This window comes from Streptomyces sp. NPDC004732 (genome assembly GCF_040609235.1).
GTDB lineage: Bacteria > Actinomycetota > Actinomycetes > Streptomycetales > Streptomycetaceae > Streptomyces.
In genome coordinates this window covers 287385-306284 of the sequence record NZ_JBEXJR010000007.1, presented here as the reverse complement: position 1 = coordinate 306284, position 18900 = coordinate 287385, and the positions used below count along the sequence as shown (strand labels likewise).

Genomic DNA, 18900 nt, shown 5'->3' with positions numbered 1-18900 from the left:
CCCGTCCCGCACGCGCGACGCCATCGGGCACGTGCGTCTGTCCCCTGCACCTGTCCGCAGCGTCTGCCATCCGTCCCCGCCTGTCCAGACCACCCAGGACGGGCCGTGGTTGTCGGCACAACTACGCAGGCGACCCGGTCCGCACACGCCGAAGGCGCCCCGGAAAGGGCGCCTTCGCTGTGCACAGAGCCGCCCGTCGGGCGGTTCGCCCGCTCAGGGAGCGGCCTCGATCTGCATCTTGAGGGCGTCGAGGTTGCGGAAGCCCTTCGCCTCCACGTGGTCCCCCGAGCTCTCGCCCCGGATGCGCCGTCCGATCCACGGCACCAGGTACTCGCGTGCCCAGTGGATGTCGTCGCGCCGCACCTCCAGCGTGCCGCGCGGCGGCAGCGGCGGCCATGCCTGGTCGGGGTCCGCGGGCACGTCGAGCCCGAGGACCTGCCCGGCGCGCAGCGCCACGCGCGTGTGGCCCTCGGCGGAGAGGTGCAGCCGGTCGCCGTCCCACGCCCGGCGGTCCTGGACGGTCTTGAGGGACCACAGGTCGAGGACGGGGCAGCCGTACCGGTCCGCGATGGCACGGACGTGCATGTTGTACGTGGCGATCTTGCCGCGCAGGTGCTTGAGCAGCGCCACGCCACGGGTGTCGAAGCCGGTGGTCACCATGACGGTGCCGACCGCCGACGAGAGGTCGGCGACGGCGCGCTCGAACCGCTCGGCGACCTCGTCGGGGTCGGTGCCGGGCCGGATGATGTCGTTGCCCCCGGCGCAGAACGTCACCAGGTCGGGGGCGAGCTCCTTGGCGCGCGGCAGCTGGTCCTCGACGATCTGGTCGAGGAGCTTGCCGCGGACGGCGAGGTTGGCGTACTGGAAGGTGTGCTCGGGCAGCCGGTCGTCCAGCAGGACCGCGAGGCGATCGGCCCAGCCGACGAAGGTGCCGTCGGGGCCCGGGTCGCCCACGCCTTCGGTGAAGCTGTCGCCGACCGCTGCGTAGGAGTTGATTACGCCGTTGTTGATGGGGTGATTGATGAAGGTTGTCGACTCTGCGCTCACGAAGACACATCCTTCACCTCCCTAAGTGACCTACGCCACCGTAGGGAGGGGTTGACGGTGCGTGAGATAAGCCACCGGTCAAGATTCACCCAATTTCGGAATAAGTGTCAGCACTCCACGACGCCCAGGTCGGCCGCACCGGCCGCCCTTTCCGGTTGACATGCAGCCATCCGGCTGCCCATTATGAAGATGCAGCCGTTCAGCTGCATTACTGGGGGTGGCTGAAGATGGACGCGGCGTTCAAGGCGCTGGCCGATCCGAGCCGGCGGCAGCTGCTCGACCGGTTGCGGGACCACAACGGACAGACCCTGCGGGAGCTGTGCGCGGGCCTCGACATGGCCAGGCAGTCGGTGAGCAAGCATCTGGCCGTGCTGGAGGCCGCCGAGCTGGTGACCACGGTGCGGCAGGGGCGGGAGAAGCTGCACTACCTGAACGCCGCTCCGATCAACGCCATCGCCGAACGATGGATCAGCCGGTTCGACCGCGACCGGGCCAACGCCCTCGCGGACCTCAAGACAGCATTGGAGCAGCCGACCATGGGCACCGAAAGCAGCACCGACAGCAGCACCTTCTTGTACACCACGTACATCCGCACCACCCCGGAGCGGCTCTGGCAGGCCCTGACCGATCCGGCCTTCACCCGCCGGTACTGGGGCGTCAGCTTCGGCACCGACTGGGCCCCCGGCTCCCCCATGACCTGGACCGAGACGGGAGCCACGACCGAGGACCCCGAGCAGGTCGTCCTCGTCCACGAACCGCACCGCAAGCTGGCGTACACCTGGCACACCTTCAGCCCGCAGTGGGCCAAGGCCAACGGCATCGGCGAGGAACTGCGCGCACGACTCGCGAGCGAGCGCCGCTCCCGGGTCACCTTCGACCTCGAAGCCGAGGGCGACCAGGTGAAACTGACTGTCACCCACGAGTTCGACCGGACGGGCACGCTGCAGTCGATGTGCAGCCAGGGCTGGCCCGCCATCCTCTCCAGCCTCAAGACCCTCCTGGAGACCGGCGAGCCCCTCGACTGAGCCGCTCAGGGGCTCCGCGGAGGGTTGATTGCCCCAGGAAGCCATGTCGTATCGTCGAAGGCGCACCCACCGGCGAGTCGCGCCGGACGCAGAGCCCGAGGAGAGCCCGTGACGCAGCAGTTCCCGCCGGCAGAACTGTCGGAGCCCGAGCTTGCCGGAGTGCGCAACTTCCGTGACGTGGGCGGGCTGCCGACGGTGGACGGCCGCCGCGTCGCCCGGGGCAGGCTCTTCCGCAGCGGTCACCTGGCGCACGCCACGGACGCCGACGCCGCGTTCCTCTCCTCGCTGGGTCTGCACACGGTCTTCGACTTCCGCAACGAAGCCGACCAGCGCCTGGAAGGGCCCGACGTCGAGCTGCCGGGCGTGCGCAACGTGAACCTCCCGCTGACCGACCCGGCCGACGGCGCCGAGTTCTGGAAGATGGTGCGCGACGGCGACCTCGACCAGCTGCGCTCGATCCTCTCCGGCGGCCGGGGCGCCGACCGGATGGGGGCCGCGTACCGGACGATAATCAAGGAGCGCACCGCCGAGCACAGCAAGGTGCTGCACGCGCTCGCCGAGGACAGCGTGCCCGCCCTGATGCACTGCGCGGCGGGCAAGGACCGCGCGGGCCTCTCCATAGCCGTCACGCTCCTCGCCGTCGGCGTGGAGCGTGATGCCATCGAGGCGGACTACCTCGAGTCGAACGTGAAGCACCGCCGCTACAAGGTGCACCGCTCGGACAGCTCGCCGAACGCGATGTCGCCCGAGGTCATGGAGCTCCTGGACCCGCTCTTCGACGCCCGCGCCGAGTATCTGGCGGCGGCGTACGAGACGATCGAGGAGACGTGGGGCGACGTGGACACCTATCTTTCCGTGGGCCTCAAGGTGAGCGCCGGGACCCGCGAGCGCCTGCGTGAGCGTCTCCTCGACTGAGCTCGGCCGAGCGGCGGCTACTGGTTGTTCGCGCCCAGCTCGAACAGCAGGTAGAGGAAGGCCGCGAAGAGGTGGCCCACCGCCACATAGATGATCAGGCGGACCCAGAGGCCACGGGGCAGCTTCTCCTCCATGGTGTTGCGGGCGGGCCGCTCCGGCTGCGCAGGTCCCTGCTCTTCCGGTTCCGTCATGTCGGGTCTCCCTGGGTGGGGCCGCCGAGGCACAGCGCGGTGGCGGGGCTCTGCAGCAGTGTGTGGACGAAGAGAAGATCGGTGCCGCCGCGGTCGGCGGCGGCGATCCGGTGCGGGGTCAGCGAGTCGAAGTGCGCGCTGTCCCCCGGCGCGAGGGTGTGCGCGGTGTCCCCCAGGTGCAGCCGCAGCCGCCCCTGCAGGACGTAGAGCCACTCCTCGCCGGGGTGGACGCGCACGATGTCGCCCTGCGCGCCGTGCGGCACGTGCACGCGCAGCGCCTGCATGCCGCGGCCCGGGGCGCCCGCCTGCCAGTAGGTCCAGCCGCCCGCCGCGGTCGGTTCCATGTCCGGGGCGCGGACGACGGCGTCCCGGTCGGCGACCGTCTCGCCGAGCAGCTCCGAGACCGTCGTACCGTAGACACGTGCGAGCGTGAGCAGCATCGGCAGTGAAGGCTGGCGCTGCCCGGTCTCCAGGCGGGACAGATGGGCGGGCGAGAGCCCGGCGGTGCGGGCCGCGGCCTCCAGCGTGAGGGAGGCGCGGCGGCGCAGTTCACGCAGCTGGGGCGCCACGGCTGGGAGCGCTTCGGCCGCCTGGGGCGGCTCGACGGGCTCCTTGGGCTCGGCAGGGCTCATACCCTGATTGAGCCAGAGCCTTGCCTCCCGGGCAACTTTCTTGCCCGAGAGGCAAAAAGGGTCCTAGCGGTTCGCGACCGCCTGCTTCACCAGCGTCCTGCCGAAGTCCCACATCAGACCGCCGCCACTGTGCGCGTCGTCCATCACGGCGGTGAAGGCGGCCACGAAGCGGTCCACCTCCCGCTCCCCCACGGTCAGCGGCGGGATCAGCTTGATGACCTCCAGGTGGTCCCCGGAGACCTGGGTGAGGATGCGGTGCTTCTGCAGCAGCGGTACGACGACCATCTGCGCGAAGAGCCCCTTGCGGGCGGCCTGCAGCATCGCCCAGCGGCCGCGCAGCTTGAGCGACTTGGGCCGCCCGAACTCGATGCCGATCATCAGCCCGCGGCCGCGCACCTCGCTCAGCAGCTCGTAGCGGTCGACGAGGGCGGCGAGCCGGGACCTGAGCAGCTCGCCCGTGACCGCGGCGTTCTCGACGACCTTCTCGTCCTCCATCACGGACAGGACGGCGAGCCCGGCCGCCATGGCCTGCGCGTTGGAGCCGAAGCTCGCCGAGTGCACGAGCACCCGGTCCATCGACGAGTAGACCTTCTTGAAGATCCAGTCCTTGCCCAGCGTGGCGCCGACCGGCACATAGCCGCCCGACAGCGCCTTGGCGACGCAGACCAGGTCGGGTTCGACGCCCTCCTCGTGCTGGTACGCGTAGAAGTCGCCGGTCCTGCCGAGGCCGGTCTGCACCTCGTCGGCGATCAGCAGCGCCTTGTGCCGGTGCAGCAGCTCCTGGGCGGCGCGCAGGTACCCGGGCGGTGTCTCGTGCACGCCCTTGCCCTGGATGGGCTCGACGATCAGCCCGGCGACGTCGCCCTTGGCCAGCTCCTTGCGCAGCGCGTCCAGGTCGCCGAGCGGGACCGCCGTGTCGGGGAGCAGCGGCGCGAAGCCGTCCCGGAAGCCGTCCTCGCCGTTGACGGAGAGGGATCCCGTGGTGAGCCCGTGGAAGGCGTGCGCGCAGTACAGCACCCGCGGCTTCCCGGTGGCGTACCGCGCGAACTTCAGCGCCGTCTCGACCGCTTCCGTACCGCTGTTGCCGAAGAAGACCCGGTCCAAGTGCGGGCTGTGCTTCAGCAGTTGCTCGGCGAGCAGGCCGGGCAGCGGCTGGCAGTCGAAGCGGGTGAGGTCGGCGAGCGAGGCGTCGAGGACGTCGTGCAGCGCCTTGCGTACGACGGGATGGTGCCTGCCGAGACCCATCACGCCGAAGCCCGCGAGCATGTCGAGGTAGTCGTTGCCCTCGGCGTCCCAGAAGTACGCGCCCTCGGCCCGCTCGTAGACCTTGTCGAAGCCGATGGTGTGCAGCATGCGCGGCAGTTGGTGGTTGAGGTGCCGGGCGTGCAGTTCGTACCGTTCGGCGCCCCGCTCGGCGAGGAGTCTGCCGAGGTCGAACTCCTTGGCGTCCTTGGTGTCGAACTCCTTGGTCATACGCTGTACTCCTTGCCTGAACCCTGCTGGTCCGCGCCCTCCTTGGCGGTCAGCGAAGCGCTGATCCGACCGGCGATCTCGACGGGGGTGAGCCCCAGATCGGCGAGGACCTCGCCCCGCTTGGCATGCGCGAGGAACTGCTCGGGGATGCCGAACCGCCGCACGGGCACGTCCACTTCGGCCTCGCCGAGCGCGAGCGCGACCGCCGCGCCGACCCCGGCGGAGCGGCTGTTGTCCTCGACGACGGCGACGAGCCGGTGGCGTGCGACGAGCCCGGGCAGCTCCGGGTCGACGGGCTTGACCCAGCGCGGGTCGACGACGGTGCAGCGCAGACCGCGCTCCCGGAGCAGCTCGGCGGCCTGCAGACAGGTCGGCGCCATCACCCCGACCGCGACGAGCAGCACCTCCGCGTCCGGCTCCTGGAGCAGCACGTCCATGCCGCCGAGCCGGTCCACGGCGGGGATCGCGGGCCCCACCGACTCCTTGGGGAAGCGCAGCAGCGTCGGCGCGTCGTCGACGGCGACCGCCTCGCGCAGCTGCGCCCGGAGCTGGTCGGCGTCGCGCGGCGCGGCGATCCGCAGCCCCGGCACGACCTGGAGGATCGACATGTCCCACATGCCGTTGTGCGAGGCGCCGTCGACGCCCGTGACCCCGGCCCGGTCGAGCACGAAGGTCACGCCGCACCGGTGCAGCGCGACGTCCATCAGGAGCTGGTCGAAGGCGCGGTTGAGGAAGGTGGCGTACACCGCGACGACCGGGTGCAGGCCGCCCGTGGCGAGCCCGGCGGCGGACACCGCGGCGTGCTGCTCCGCGATGCCGACGTCCCAGACCCGGTCGGGGTAGGCCGCCGCGAACTTCGTCAGGCCGACGGGGCCGAGCATGGCCGCGGTGATGGCGACGACGTCGTCGCGCTCGGCGCCGATGCGGACGATCTCGTCGCCGAACACGGAGGTCCAGGAGGGGCCGTTGGACGGCGCGAGCGGCTCGCAGGTGAGCGGGTCCATGACGCCCACGGTGTGGAAGCGGTCCGCCTCGTCGGCGAGCGCGGGTTCGTAGCCACGGCCCTTCTCGGTGAGGCAGTGGATGAGGACCGGGCCGTGGAAGCGTTTCGCACGTCGCAATGCCGACTCGACGGCTCCGATGTCGTGCCCGTCGATCGGTCCGACGTACTTGAGCCCCAGGTCCTCGAACATGCCCTGCGGCGCGAAGGCGTCCTTGAACCCCTTCTTGGCACCGTGCAGCGACTCGTACACGGTCTGTCCGACGACGGGGGTGCGCTGGAGGATGTCCTTGCCCCAGGCGAGCACGCGCTCGTAGCTGTCGGTGGTGCGCAGGGTGGCGAGGTGGTTGGCGAGGCCGCCGATGGTCGGGGCGTACGAGCGTTCGTTGTCGTTGACGACGATGATCAGCGGCCGGTTCTTCGCGGCCGCGATGTTGTTGAGCGCCTCCCAGGCCATGCCCCCGGTGAGCGCGCCGTCCCCGATGACGGCGACGACGTGCCCCCGCTCGCCGAGCACCTGCCGCGCCTTGGCGAGGCCGTCCGCCCAGCCCAGCGCGGTCGAGGCGTGGCTGTTCTCCACGATGTCGTGCTCGGACTCCTCGCGCGAGGGGTAGCCCGAGAGGCCGCCCTTGCCGCGGAGCTTGGAGAAGTCCTGCCGCCCGGTGAGCAGCTTGTGCACATAGCTCTGGTGGCCGGTGTCCCACACGAGCCGGTCGACCGGCGACTCGAAGACCCGGTGCAGGGCGATGGAGAGCTCCACGACCCCCAGGTTGGGCCCGAGGTGGCCGCCCGTCCTGGCCACCGCGTGCACCAGGAACTCCCTGATCTCCCCTGCCAGTTCGTCGAGCTCGGCCCCGGAAAGCCCCTTCAGGTCCCGTGGCCCCCGGATGGTGTCGAGAATGGTCATGCTCGAGCCCCCTCTCTGGTTGTTCTCAGCTCACGGTGACGTCGGGCGCCCCCGACGGGACGCCGTCGTCCGCGATCTGCTGCAGCGTCGCCCCGATGTCGGACGTACGCGTCGTCGTCATCGACTGCACCGAGACCGGCGCACCGCCCCCCACGGCCACCGGTCCGACCTCTATGCGCCGCGAGAGGCGGCGCTCGGAGATCGGCCGGACCGGCAGCTCCGGGAGGCCCAGGGAAACGGGCTCTCCTGGGGTCATGACGTCACCCGCGGTTTCCGGAGACCGTCTCGCGGGCCGCACGGATGGACTCCTTGAGGGAGCCCATGGTGGCGAGGACGGCGGTCGGCTCGTAGCCGCAGTGCGCCATGCAGTTGGCGCAGCGCGGGTCCTTGCCGCGGCCGTACTTGCTCCAGTCGGTCTCCTCGATGAGCTCGCGGTACGTGGGGACGTAACCGTCGCTCATCAGGTAGCAGGGGCGCTGCCAGCCGAAGAGCGAGTAGTTGGGGATCGCCCACGCGGTGCACGGGAAGTCCGCCTTGCCCTCCAGGAAGTCCAGGAAGAGCGGCGAGTGGTTGAGGCGCCAGCGCAGCCGGTTGCCGCCCGCGAAGGCCTTCTTGAAGAGCTCGCGGGTCTGCTCGACGCCGAGGAAGTGCTCCTGGTCGGGCGCCTTCTCGTAGGCGTAGGCGGGCGACAGCATCATCTCGTCGACCTGGAGGTCGTCGTTGAGGAAGTTCAGGACCTCGATGATGGTCTGCGGGGTGTCGGTGTTGAAGAAGGTCGAATTGGTGGTGACCCGGAAGCCGCGCTTCTTGGCTTCCTTGATGGCCGCGACGGCCTCGTCGAAGACCCCTTCCTTCGCGACGGACTCGTCGTGCCGCTCCCGCATGCCGTCGATGTGCACGGCGAACGCGAAGTACGGCGATGGCGTGAACTTCTCGATCTTCTTGCGCAACAGCATCGCGTTGGTGCAGAGGAAGACGTACTTCTTCCTCGCCACCAACTGCCGCACGATCTCATCGATCTGAGGGTGCATCAGCGGCTCGCCGCCGGCGATGGACACCATCGGCGCGCCGGACTCCAGCACGGCGCCCACGGCCTGGGCCACCGGCATGCGCTGCTTGAGCACCCCGGCCGGGTGCTGGATCTTCCCGCAGCCCTCGCACTTCAGGTTGCAGGCGAAGAGCGGCTCCAATTCGACGATCAGCGGAAACTTCTCGCGCTTGCGCAGCTTCTGTTCAAAGAGATACGTAGCGACCTTGATGGACTGGCGAAGCGGCATGGCCATCTGGCTCACCTCCGAGGGAGCAGCGAAGAACGGTGCCATTCAAAGAAAGCGGGGAGCACGGCACGAAGAACGCGGAAAGCTGATATTCCACCGCGCACCGTGCCGATGCGGACGAGTTCGTGCTGTGGGGCATCCACGACCACCCGGACGGCCGCAACGGGCCGCTGACCGGTGCGTACGGCACAGTGCAGCGTCGCGGCGGACTCCATGTCCACGGCGATGGCGCCGGTGGCCAGGAGATCGCCGCGCTCGTGACCGCGGACGACGTGGTCGGAGCCGGTGAGCGGTCCGGTGTGCACGGTGCGGCCGGGCACGGCCCGCACCAGCTCCTGGACCAGCAGCCCGGTTCCCGTGCAGGGCGTGCTGCCGCGCGTGTCCCTGGTCTCCTCGGCGACGACCAGGTCGCCGGGGTGCATACCGGGGGCGAGTCCGGCACAGAAGCCGGTGGCCAGTACGGCCGCGTCGCGCAGGTTTTCCTTTCCGAGCGCACCGGTGACGGCGCGCTCGGCGTTCTGGGGGCCCATGCCGGTGCGCAGCACGGTCATGCCGCCCGGCGCGCCGCTGCGGTCGCCGGTGCGCAGGGCGAGGTGCTCGATGCCGAGCGCGCAGGCGATCAGCAGCGGTGCGGGGCCCGGCCGCGGGGCCGGGTTCCGGTCCATCAGCTGCCCTTGCCGGGGTCGGCGCCGGAGCCGCCCGCGAAGGGGTCTCCGTTGATGTACCTGCCGAGGGCGGTCAGCGGGAACACCTGTCGGTACAGGTGGTAGTTGATGGAGAAGTCCCAGGGGAAGCCGGTGCCGGTGAAGTACGGCTCGTCCCAGGAGCCGTCGGCGAGCTGCGTCTCCACGAGCCAGGCGATGCCGCGCTCCGCGGGCTTGGCCTCGCTCTCGCCCGCCGCCAGCAGGGTGAGCAGCGCCCAGGCGGTCTGCGAGGCGGACGACGTGCCGTGGCCGACCCAGCCCCGGTCGCGGTAGGAGCGCAGGTCCTCGCCCCAGCCGCCGTCGTCGTTCTGCACCGACTCGACCCACCGCACCGCGCGCCGGATCGCCGGGTGCGATGCGGGCAGCCCCGCGGTGACCAGTGCGGGCACCACCGACCCCGTGCCGTAGATGTAGTTGACGCCCCAGCGCCCGAACCAGGCGCCGCACTCCTCCTGTTCGGCGAGGAGCCACTCGATGCCGCGCCGGGTGCGCGGGTCGCGGGACTTCCCCTCGACGGCGAGCATCTCCACGACGTGGCCGGTGACGTCGGCGGACGGCGGGTCGATGACCTCGCCGAAGTCGCAGAACGGCAGCCGGTTGGGGAAGGGGCTGGTGTTGTCGACGTCGAAGGCGCCCCAGCCGCCGTTCTTCGACTGCATGCCGAGGTTCCAGCGCACTCCGCGGTCGATGGCGTTCTCCAGGCGCGCCTTGTCGGGGTGCGCGACCCGGCGCAGCGCGAGGGCGACCTCGGCGGTGTCGTCGATGTCGGGGTAGTTGTCGTTGTGGAACTCGAACGCCCAGCCGCCCGGCACGAGGCCCGGCCTGCGCACCGACCAGTCGCCGGGCCGCACGATCTGCTCGCCGAGCATCCAGTCGGCGGCCTTGACCAACTGCGGGTGGTCCGCGGGCACTCCGGCGTCCGCGAGCGCGATGGTCGCAAGGCAGGTGTCCCACACGGGCGACTGGCAGGCCTCGATCATCCGGGAGCCGTCCTCGCGCCACACGGCGAACCGGTCGAGGGAGGCGAGCCCGGCCTTCAGGACGGGGTGGTCCAGGTCGTAGCCGAGCAGGTGCAGCGCGATGACGGAGTAGACGGCGGGCGGCTGGATCCCGCCCCAGCAGCCGTCGTTCTCCTGGCGCTCGATGATCCAGCGGGCGGCGCTGTTCATCGCGGCCTTGCGCAGCTTGCGCGGCGCGACCTTGTGGTAGACGTGCAGCGCCTTGTCGAGCCGCTGGAAGACGCCGTCCCAACTCGCCACGGGGGCAAGGGGCTTGACGGGGCTCGGGACGCGCGCGTCGGTGTGCAGCTCGTCCAGGGCGAAGGGTGCGGGACGCACCGGCCGCTTGGCTGACACGACGGTGAGCGGCACTATCGTCTGCCGCGCCCAGCAGCCGAAGTCGTAGATGTTGAGCGGGACCCACTTGGGGAAGTAAATGAGCTCCGGTGGGAGTTCCGGCAGGTCGTCCCACTTCCACCAGCCGAAGAGGGCGAGCCAGATCCGGGTGAAGACACGGGCCTCGGCGATGCCGCCCCGTTCCCGGATCCACGCGGCGGCCTTCGCCATGTGCGCCTCGTCGGTCCTGTCACCGGCCAGGCGCAGCGCGACGTACGCCTCGATGGTCGTGGAGAGCTCGCCGGGGCCGCCGAAGAACGTGGCCCAGGTGCCGTCGTCGCGCTGCTCGCCGCGGATGAAGAGCGCGGCGGCGCGGGTGGTGTGCTCGTCCCGGATGCCGAGGAACTGCCGCAGGAGGAGGTCCTCGGCGTCCATGGTCACATTGGTCTCGAGGTCGCCCTTCCACCAGCCCTGGGCGTCCTGCCGGGAGAGCAGGAAGTCGGTGGAGCGCTGTATGGCACGCGCGGCGGCGTCACGCGGGGCTGCCGTCGTGACGGTCGTGGCGGTCGTATCGGTCAGGTCGACGGGTTCGGTGGACTGGCTGGCCGAGGCTGCGCGGGGCGTGGCCGCTCCGGTGCTTCCGTCGGTCGTCGCTGTCATGGCTTCCCCTTCGTGCAGTGCGATGGCTACATCTGCTGTGGGTCCGCCGTCGGCCGACGCGTCACGCCGGCCGGCGACTGCCTGTGGGTCCGGGGGTCACCCCCCGGATAACCCGGATATCCGCGCGATGGTGATCATCTCTCTCGTACGACGACGAAATCGGCGAGCGCGACGAGCTGCGCCCGGATCCGGTCCGGCATCTGGACGTGGTCCAGGGCTTCGATGGCGATGGCGTGCTGGCGCCTGGCCTCCTTGGCGGTCCACTCGCGGCCGCCCGCCTCTTCGATCAGGGCGGCGCGTGCGGCGAACTCCGACTCGGAGAAGTTCTCGAAGTCGCTGCTCTTGGAGTCGGCGGTGAGCAGTTCACCGAGCCGCTCGGACGCGGGACCACCCGCGGCGAGTGCGGCCACCACGGGCAGGGACTTCTTGCGCTGGCGCAGGTCGCTCCACGTCTGCTTGCCGGTGGCCTCCGGGTCGCCCCAGATGCCCAGCAGATCGTCCACGGCCTGGAAGGCGAGGCCGAGGTGGTATCCGTACTTCTCCAGCGTGTCGGCGGTGTGGTCGTCCGCGCCGCCGAGGACGGCACCGATGGAGACGGCGCAGGCGAGCAGGGCGCCGGTCTTCTTGCCCTCCATCTCCAGGCACTCCTCGACGGTGACCCGGTCGCGGTGCTCGTAGCTGATGTCCTGTGCCTGGCCGTCGATCAGCGCGCGCGTGGCGGTGATGAGGCGGCGGGTGGCGCGGCCCGCCTCGACGGTGCCGAGCTCCAGGAGGACCTCGTTGCCGAGCGCGAAGAGTGCGTCGCCGACGAGGATGGCCTGTGCGGGGCCGTGCACCTTCCACACCGTGTCGCGGTGGCGGCGCTGCTCGTCGCCGTCCATCAGGTCGTCGTGGAGCAGTGAGAAGTTGTGCACGAGCTCGACGGCGACCGCGCCGGGGACGCCGACCTCGGGAGACGCGCCCGCGGCCTCGGCGGAGAGCAGGGCGAGCGCGGGACGCACGGCCTTGCCACCGTCGCCGTCGGAGGGGTTGCCCGCCGCGTCGATCCATCCGAAGTGGTAGGCGGCCACGGTGTCCATGGGCGGCGCGAGACGGTCCACCGCGGCCCGCAGCACCGGGGTGGCCAGCGTCCTTCCTTGCTCGAGCAGTGAGGTCACGTCCACCGTGTCGGCAGCCGTTTTCTCGGCCGAGGGCACAGTCGGCACAGTTTCTCCTCTTGTTCCGGTGCTGTTTCTCTGGGGACCTGACCCCAGAAGGTCGAGCTTCACGCCGCCGCCTCCTCGAATGCGAAGAGGTGATCACGGGGGCGGTCGAGGGTGGAGAGGGCGGCCTCGGCCGCGCTGATGCCGCTGCGTACGGCGCTCTCCATGGTCGCGGGCCACCCGGTGGCGGTCCACGCGCCCGCGAGGTACAGACCGCGGGCGTTGGTGCGGGCACCGGGGCGGAGCCTGCCGACGCCGGGGGTGGGCGCGAAGGTCGCCGTGCGCTCGCGGGTGACGAAGAAGTCCCGTACCTCCGCGCCGTGCGCCGCGGGCAACAGCCGCTCCAGCTCGGGCAGATAGCGTTCGCGCAGTGCGGCGACGGGCGCGTCGATCTCGTCCTGCGCGATCGACTGCGAGAGCGCCAGATACTGCCCCTCGGCAAGGCCGGAGGCCTCGGTCCGGTCGAAGACCCACTGCACAGGGGTGCCGATCGCGGCGAAGAACGGCCGCTTCAGCACCTTCCTGTCGTACACGACATGGATGTTCAGGATCGGCGCGGTGTCGATGTCGAGGAGCCGGTCGGGCTGGTCGAGCGCGCCGTCGGGGAGGAGGTCGTGCGTCTCGTGCTGCGGCACGGCGAGCACGACGGTTTTGGCCTCGATGGTCTCGCCGGGAACCTCCACGCGCCAACCGCCGTTCTCCGTACGGGAGATGGAGGTGACTCGTGCCTTTAGTTCCGTACGGACTCCCGCTGCGTCGAGCGCCTTGCGGGCCAGCGTGTCATGCAGATCACCGAGGGGCACCCGGGCCCAGCCGATGTCGGCGGCGCCCGGTTCCGAGAGCAGCCCGGTCTTGAACACCATCGCGGCGAGCCCGAGTGAGGCGTCGCCCGCGGCGGCGTTGAGCGTCGCGACGCCCACGAGGTCCCAGAGGGCCTCGATGGCGCGCGCCGACTGACCGTGCCGGGCGAGCCAGCTGCCGAAGTTCTGGCCGTCGAGCACGGGGTCGGACGGGTCGAGTCCCTTGAGGGCGAGCGCCGCGCGCCCCACCTTGGCGCGCTCGGCGACCGACAGATGGGGATAGGTGGCGAGGCTCGCCGCGAGGTGCAGCGGCACGGGGAGCGCGGCGCGCCTGAGGCGCCCGAGCCGGTTGCGGTCGGCGTCGAGGACGGGCACGTCGAGACGTTCCTGCACGGGTGCGAGGTGTGCGCCTTCGATGCGGTCGAGGAACCATCGGTAGGCGGTGCAGCAGCGCAGATAGACGTGCTGTCCGTTGTCGACGGTGAGTGCGCCGCGCTGGAAGGAGAAGGCGAGGCCGCCGAGCCTCGGCCGTCCTTCGAGCAGGGTGACGCGCAGGCCCGCGTCGGCGAGCGCGAGTGCGGTGGTGACCCCGGCGAGGCCGCCGCCGACCACTACGGCGGCCGCCCCTGCGGAGCGGCCTTCGGCGTCCTCGATCAGCCCCTCGGGCTGCATGTCTTTCCTCGTCATGCACCCACCCCTTCGGCCGTTGCAGTCTGGGACGCGACCATGGAGCGGAGGGTTGCCCGCCGCTTTGCGAACGATGTCCCAACTGCCCCACGATCACTCCGGATGCGCATCACACACGCCTCCGGACGGTCTGTCGTGACACGTTCCGCGCGTCGAGGCCGGACAGTCCGCGCACGGCGACGTACGCCTTCTCGCGCCCCGGCAGCGAGACGCGGCCGCGCAGGACCGCTTCCGGCTCCCGCTCGATGCGGTCGAGGAGGCGGCGGTAGATGCCCGCCATGGCGGCCACACAGGCGCCGCTGCGCCGGTCCAGCATGGGCAGCAGGCGGTAGCCCTCGGCGAACAGGGCACGCGCGCGGCGCACCTCGAAGTGGACGAGGCCCGCGAAGTCGGATCCGGCGGGCGGCTCGGAGCCCGAGAACCCGGCGGAGCAGCCGAACTTGGCGAGGTCGTCGGCGGGCAGGTACGTCCGCCCGTCCTGGGCGTCCTCGCGAACGTCCCGGAGAATGTTGGTCAGTTGGAGTGCGAGACCGAGCGTGTCGGCATACTCCGGCGCGCGCTCGGCATGCAGCGCCCCCCGCTCCGTGCCGAACACCCCGAGCGAGAGCCGCCCGATGGCCCCGGCCACACAGCGGCAGTAGACCTTCAGGTCCTCCCACGTCTCGTACGTCTCACCGCGTACGTCCTTGAGGACGCCGTCGATCAGCTCGTCGAGGCCTTCCATCGGGATGGGGAAGTGCACGGCGGCATGGGCGAGGGCGACGGCCACCGGGTCGGTGTCGTCCTCCTGGACCCCGCCCGCGCGGATCCGCGCGACCAGCGCCCGGGTGTCGTCGAGCCGCTCCGCCTTGACGTCCGGCGGGAGCGCGCCGTCGCCGATGTCGTCCACCCGCCGGGAGAGTGCGTAGAGCGCGGACATCGCCCGCCGCTTGGGCGTCGGCAGCAGCCTGATGCCGTACGCGAAGTTGCGCGCCTGCTGGCCGGTCACGGCCTCGCAGTAGCTGTACGCGGCGAGCACCGACGCGGACACCTGCAGATCAGACTCCACGGCCCGGCTCACCCCTCTCCTCGCAGCACTGCACCCGCCTCGCGCAGCAAGCGCGGCTTGGTCGGCTTGGGTGGTCCCGGGAGGACGTCGTAACCGGCGGTGACGATCGCCCCGGCGGCCGCCCTCCCTCCTGCCACGAACCCGGCCAGCAGCAGCTTCAGCCTGCCGTGGACGCTACCCACCAGGGGGGTGCCTTCATTCAGCAGGCCGCGGGCGCGTTCCACTTCGAATGCGACCAGCGCGCGCACCGACGCGCCCGCTGTCGGCAGGGCCAGATCTGACTCACTCACGTGGAACCGCTTCATGTCCTCGACAGGCAGGTAGATGCGGCCGCGCCGCAGGTCTTCGGCGACGTCCTGGATGTGCTCGACGATCTGCAGGCCGGTGCAGACGGCATCCGAGCGGCGGACGCGCTCCGGGGTCTCCGTCCCCGTGATGGCCAGGACGAGACGGCCGATCGGGTTGGCGGAGAGCGCGCAGTACGCGACGAGGTCGTCGTACGTCTCGTAGCGCGCGATGAGCTGGTCCTGGCGGTTGGCCTCGATCAGCGCCAGGAAGGGTGCGGCCGTCAGGGTCCCGCGCCGGGCGGCCGGGCGCAGCGCCCGGACCAGCGGGTGGCCGGGGTCGCCGCCGTCGAAGACCTTGCCCAGGTCGGCCGCGACGGCGTCGAGGAGCGTCAGCGGGTCGTCCGCGTCGGCGTCCAGACCGAGGTGACGGGCGTGGGCGGCCTCCGGAGCCAGGTCGCCGTCACCGATGTCGTCGATGAGGCGGACGACGCCGTAGACGGCCATCAGGTCGTCGCGCCAGCTCCGGGGCAGGAAGAAGGGTGCCACCGGAAAGTTCTCGTCCGCGGCCTTGGCGAGGACGGCGGAAGCATCGCGGAGCTGGAGATCATCCGTAGCCATTGCCGTCACATCTCCCGTTCTACACTGCCGACCCAATACATCCTATTTCGGACACGCCGCCCGGCTCTCTCCGAGATGGGCCGTGCTCCGAGGCGGGGCGCCGCGCGATATCGCCCCACTTGCCGCGAATCAGCACCTGTACAGCTTACGTTGTACAACCCAACGCGCATCGTCGGGGTGTTCGGCGCATCACAACAACACACCGATCCACGTCAATCTTCCTTTACCGGCGGTGAGTTGGGAGCACCAAGTGGCTCCGGGGACACCATGTCACGACAGTGCCCCGCCAGGTTCCTCCAGGCGGGGCACTGCTGCCGAACGGGTGGTGGTCCGGTGGCTCGATCGGGCTACTTGCCCGTGAACTTCTCGTACTCCTTTATGACCTCGTCGGTCGGCCCGTCCATGCGCAGCTCGCCGCGTTCCAGCCACAGCACGCGGTCGCAGGTGTCGCGGATCGACTTGTTGTTGTGGCTGACCAGGAAGACCGTGCCCGCCTCCTTGCGGAGCTCGCGGATGCGGGCCTCGGAGCGCTTCTGGAACTTGCGGTCACCGGTGGCCAGCGCCTCGTCGATCATGAGGACGTCGTGGTCCTTGGCCGCCGCGATGGAGAAGCGCAGGCGGGCCGCCATGCCGGAGGAGTAGGTGCGCATCGGAAGGGTGATGAAGTCGCCCTTCTCGTTGATCCCCGAGAAGTCGACGATCTCCTGGTAGCGCTCCCTGATCTGCTCGCGGGACATGCCCATCGCGAGGCCGCCGAGGATGACGTTGCGCTCGCCCGTCAGATCGTTCATCAGGGCCGCGTTGACGCCGAGCAGCGAGGGCTGGCCGTCGGTGTAGACCTTGCCCTGCTCGGCGGGGAGCAGGCCCGCGATGGCGCGGAGCAGGGTGGACTTGCCGGAGCCGTTGGAGCCGATCAGGCCGATGGCCTCGCCACGGTAGGCGTTGAAGCTGACGCCGCGCACGGCGTGCACCTTGCGCACCCCGCGCTCCTCGCCGCGCCTGAGGATGCGGCTCAGGGCGGAGGTGGCACTGCCCTTGCCGGTCTTCGCGCCGTTGACGCGGTAGACGATGTGCAGCTCGTCGGCGATGACGGTGGGGATGTGCCCCTTGCCTGCGTTCGCGTCGGGCTTGTCGGTCTTGTTGGGCTTGTTGGGGGTCACGTCGTCAGCCACGGCCGTACCGCTCCTCCGCCTTCCAGAAGTACACGAATCCGACCGCGCCGATCAGCACGGCCCAGCCGACCGCGAAGGCCCACACGTGCGGCGGCAGGTAGGAGGAGTCGTACTTGTCGATCAGGGCGAAGCGGATCAGGTCCATGTAGATGGAGGCCGGATTCCACTGGAGTACGTCCCCGACCCAGCCGGGCACGTCCTTCTTGGTCGCGAGCATCGCGGGGATGCTGAACATGACGCCCGAGGCGTACATCCAGGTCCGCATCACGAACGGCATGAGCTGCGCCAGGTCGGGCGTCTTGCTGCCCATCCGGGCGAAGATCAGCGCCAGGCCCACGTTGAAGACGAACTGGAGCACCAGCGCGGGCACCACCAGGAGCCAGGACAGGGCCGGGAAGATCCCGAACGCGCACATGATCACGACGAGCACGATCATCGAGAAGAGCAGCTGCTGGAGCTGCTGGAGCGCGAAGGAGACCGGCAGCGAGGCCCGCGGGAAGTGCAGGGCCCTGACCAGACCGAGGTTGCCGGAGATCGCCCGCACGCCCGCCATGACCGAGCTCTGCGTGAACGTGAAGACGAAGACACCCGTCACCAGGAACGGCACGTAGATCTCGTGCGGGATGCCCTTCCTGGCGCCGAGCAGCAGCCCGAAGATGAAGAAGTAGACCGCCGCGTTCAACAGCGGCGTGGCCACCTGCCACAGCTGGCCGAGCTTGGCCTGGCTGTACTGGGCGGTCAGCTTCGCCTGGGAGAAGGCGAGGATGAAGTGACGCCGTCCCCAGAGCTGGCGGACGTACTCGAAAAGTCCGGGCCGGGCGCCGCTGACGGTCAGACCGTACTTGGCGGCGAGGTCGGCCCGGGAGAGCCCGTCATCGGGCGACGGAGTCGACGGTGATGCTGTCACCGTGACCCCGCCGTCATGCGTTGTCTCACTCACGAGTGGAAACTTTCGTCTTCAGAAGCGCAGCCGGTCGGGCGTAGGCGTGGGCCAGGGACCGGGGTATGGCCCGAATGCTCTCAGACCCGAGCTTGTCAGATGACGGGAGGTCGGCCCAGTCGGGTCAGCCGCCACACCGTACGCCACTTCATGGGCCTACGAGGGCCGCAGGGCGTGGTCCAGCCCTCCTTGAACCCGCCGAACCAGGCCTTCAGGGCCGGGCCCGAGGGGCGCCGGGCGAGGGTGAGGAGCATCCAGACACCGAGGTAGACGGGGACCAGCGGCGCGGGGAGGTTGCGACGGGCCAGCCAGACGCGGTTGCGGGCCACCATCCGGTGGTAGACCGCGTGCCGCGAGGGGGCCGTCGTGGGGTGGAAGAGAACCATGTCGGAGCGGTAGTCGATCATCCAGCCCGCGTTCAGCGCGCGCCAGGCGAGGTCCGTCTCCTCATGGGCGTAGAAGAACTCGCCGGGCAGCCCGCCGACCTCGGCGAGGACCTTCGTACGGACGGCGTTGGCGCCGCCCAGGAACGTCGTCACGCGCGAGGAGCGCATCGGGTCGGCGGCCCGCAGCCGCGGCACGTGGCGGCGCTGGGTCTCCCCCGTGTCCGGGTCCGCGATGCGGAAGCTGATGATGCCGAGCTCCCGGTCGGCGGCGAAGGCCTCGCGGCACAGCCGCGCCGTGTCCAGGGTGGCGAGCAGGCCGTCGTCGTCCAGGAAGAGCAGGATGTCGACGTCGGTGCCGCCCGGGCCGAAGGCCTCGATGCCGACGTTGCGGCCGCCGGGGATGCCGAGGTTCTCCGGCAGCTCGACGGTGCGCACGCCTTCGGGGACCTCGGGCACGGGGGCACCGTTGCCGACCACGACCACCTCGACCGGGTCGCCCTCCTGCTTGGCGACCGAGTCGAGGAGGGCGCGCAGCTCCTGCGGCCGGTTGCCCATCGTGATGATGACGGCGCCGACCTTCATCGTCCGCTCCCCT

General features: G+C 70.4%; 17 protein-coding genes and 1 pseudogene. 2 read left to right on the top strand and 16 right to left on the bottom strand.

Translation table 11 applies throughout. The annotated features are described in order from the left end of the window. Window positions 1-213 precede the first annotated feature (213 nt). Window positions 214-1047 carry an SGNH/GDSL hydrolase family protein gene (locus tag ABZV77_RS22755; protein ID WP_356259671.1) on the bottom strand — a complete coding sequence of 278 codons (834 nt, stop codon included), beginning with the start codon at window positions 1045-1047 and terminating at the stop codon, window positions 214-216. Between the two features lie 227 nt (window positions 1048-1274). Here ABZV77_RS22755 and ABZV77_RS22750 point away from each other — a divergent pair, with 227 nt between their 5' ends. Next, window positions 1275-2072, top strand: a complete 798-nt coding sequence (locus tag ABZV77_RS22750; protein ID WP_356259668.1) for a metalloregulator ArsR/SmtB family transcription factor — start codon at window positions 1275-1277, stop codon at window positions 2070-2072. 108 nt (window positions 2073-2180) lie between these two features. Next, window positions 2181-2987 (top strand): tyrosine-protein phosphatase, encoded by an 807-nt coding sequence (locus ABZV77_RS22745; RefSeq protein ID WP_356259665.1) that lies wholly within the window; start codon window positions 2181-2183, stop codon window positions 2985-2987. Window positions 2988-3004: 17 nt separating this feature from the next. On the opposite strand, the gene ABZV77_RS22740 is transcribed toward ABZV77_RS22745, so the two are convergent. The 15 genes and pseudogenes from ABZV77_RS22740 to ABZV77_RS22670 all read right to left on the bottom strand — a co-directional run bounded on the left by ABZV77_RS22740 (window position 3005) and on the right by ABZV77_RS22670 (window position 18887). After that, the gene (locus ABZV77_RS22740) at window positions 3005-3178 is read right to left on the bottom strand and encodes a DUF6126 family protein (RefSeq protein ID WP_356259662.1); all 174 of its coding nucleotides are present in this window, start codon (window positions 3176-3178) and stop codon (window positions 3005-3007) included. Beyond that, on the bottom strand, window positions 3175-3810 hold the full coding sequence (locus ABZV77_RS22735) for an XRE family transcriptional regulator (RefSeq protein ID WP_356259660.1): 636 nt from the start codon (window positions 3808-3810) through the stop codon (window positions 3175-3177). Before ABZV77_RS22735 ends, ABZV77_RS22740 begins: the two co-directional genes overlap by 4 nt. Window positions 3811-3873: 63 nt before the next feature. Next, window positions 3874-5283 carry an aspartate aminotransferase family protein gene (locus tag ABZV77_RS22730; RefSeq protein WP_356259657.1) on the bottom strand — a complete coding sequence of 470 codons (1410 nt, stop codon included), beginning with the start codon at window positions 5281-5283 and terminating at the stop codon, window positions 3874-3876. After that, on the bottom strand, window positions 5280-7190 hold the full coding sequence (dxs, locus tag ABZV77_RS22725) for a 1-deoxy-D-xylulose-5-phosphate synthase (RefSeq protein ID WP_356259654.1): 1911 nt from the start codon (window positions 7188-7190) through the stop codon (window positions 5280-5282). Before dxs ends, ABZV77_RS22730 begins: the two co-directional genes overlap by 4 nt. 70 nt (window positions 7191-7260) lie before the next feature. After that, window positions 7261-7446: pseudogene (locus tag ABZV77_RS22720) on the bottom strand (flavodoxin-dependent (E)-4-hydroxy-3-methylbut-2-enyl-diphosphate synthase); the annotation flags it as partial. Window positions 7447-7450: 4 nt separating this feature from the next. Then, window positions 7451-8473 (bottom strand): adenosyl-hopene transferase HpnH, encoded by a 1023-nt coding sequence (gene hpnH / locus ABZV77_RS22715; RefSeq protein WP_356259652.1) that lies wholly within the window; start codon window positions 8471-8473, stop codon window positions 7451-7453. 5 nt (window positions 8474-8478) lie between these two features. Further along, on the bottom strand, window positions 8479-9132 hold the full coding sequence (locus ABZV77_RS22710; RefSeq protein ID WP_356259649.1) for a 1-hydroxy-2-methyl-2-butenyl 4-diphosphate reductase: 654 nt from the start codon (window positions 9130-9132) through the stop codon (window positions 8479-8481). Continuing rightward, on the bottom strand, window positions 9132-11165 hold the full coding sequence (shc, locus tag ABZV77_RS22705) for a squalene--hopene cyclase (RefSeq protein ID WP_356259646.1): 2034 nt from the start codon (window positions 11163-11165) through the stop codon (window positions 9132-9134). The genes ABZV77_RS22710 and shc overlap by 1 nt, the downstream gene beginning before the upstream one ends. 134 nt (window positions 11166-11299) lie before the next feature. Next, on the bottom strand, window positions 11300-12433 hold the full coding sequence (locus tag ABZV77_RS22700) for a polyprenyl synthetase family protein (RefSeq protein ID WP_356259644.1): 1134 nt from the start codon (window positions 12431-12433) through the stop codon (window positions 11300-11302). After that, complete coding sequence (gene hpnE, locus ABZV77_RS22695) at window positions 12430-13929, bottom strand: hydroxysqualene dehydroxylase HpnE (RefSeq protein WP_356260214.1); 1500 nt, start codon at window positions 13927-13929, stop codon at window positions 12430-12432. Before hpnE ends, ABZV77_RS22700 begins: the two co-directional genes overlap by 4 nt. A 34-nt stretch (window positions 13930-13963) precedes the next feature. After that, complete coding sequence (gene hpnD, locus ABZV77_RS22690; RefSeq protein WP_356259641.1) at window positions 13964-14914, bottom strand: presqualene diphosphate synthase HpnD; 951 nt, start codon at window positions 14912-14914, stop codon at window positions 13964-13966. Further along, a complete protein-coding gene (hpnC, locus tag ABZV77_RS22685) occupies window positions 14911-15807 on the bottom strand; it encodes a squalene synthase HpnC (protein ID WP_356259638.1) in 897 nt (298 codons plus the stop codon). The genes hpnD and hpnC overlap by 4 nt, the downstream gene beginning before the upstream one ends. Before the next feature lie 347 nt (window positions 15808-16154). Further along, window positions 16155-16907: an ABC transporter ATP-binding protein gene (locus ABZV77_RS22680; protein ID WP_356260211.1), complete on the bottom strand. Its 753-nt coding sequence runs from the start codon at window positions 16905-16907 to the stop codon at window positions 16155-16157. Window positions 16908-16971: 64 nt separating this feature from the next. Continuing rightward, window positions 16972-17919, bottom strand: coding sequence for an ABC transporter permease (locus tag ABZV77_RS22675; RefSeq protein WP_356259635.1), 948 nt, complete (start codon window positions 17917-17919; stop codon window positions 16972-16974). Window positions 17920-18014: 95 nt separating this feature from the next. Next, window positions 18015-18887, bottom strand: a complete 873-nt coding sequence (locus ABZV77_RS22670) for a glycosyltransferase (protein ID WP_356260208.1) — start codon at window positions 18885-18887, stop codon at window positions 18015-18017. Between the last annotated feature and the right edge of the window lie 13 nt (window positions 18888-18900).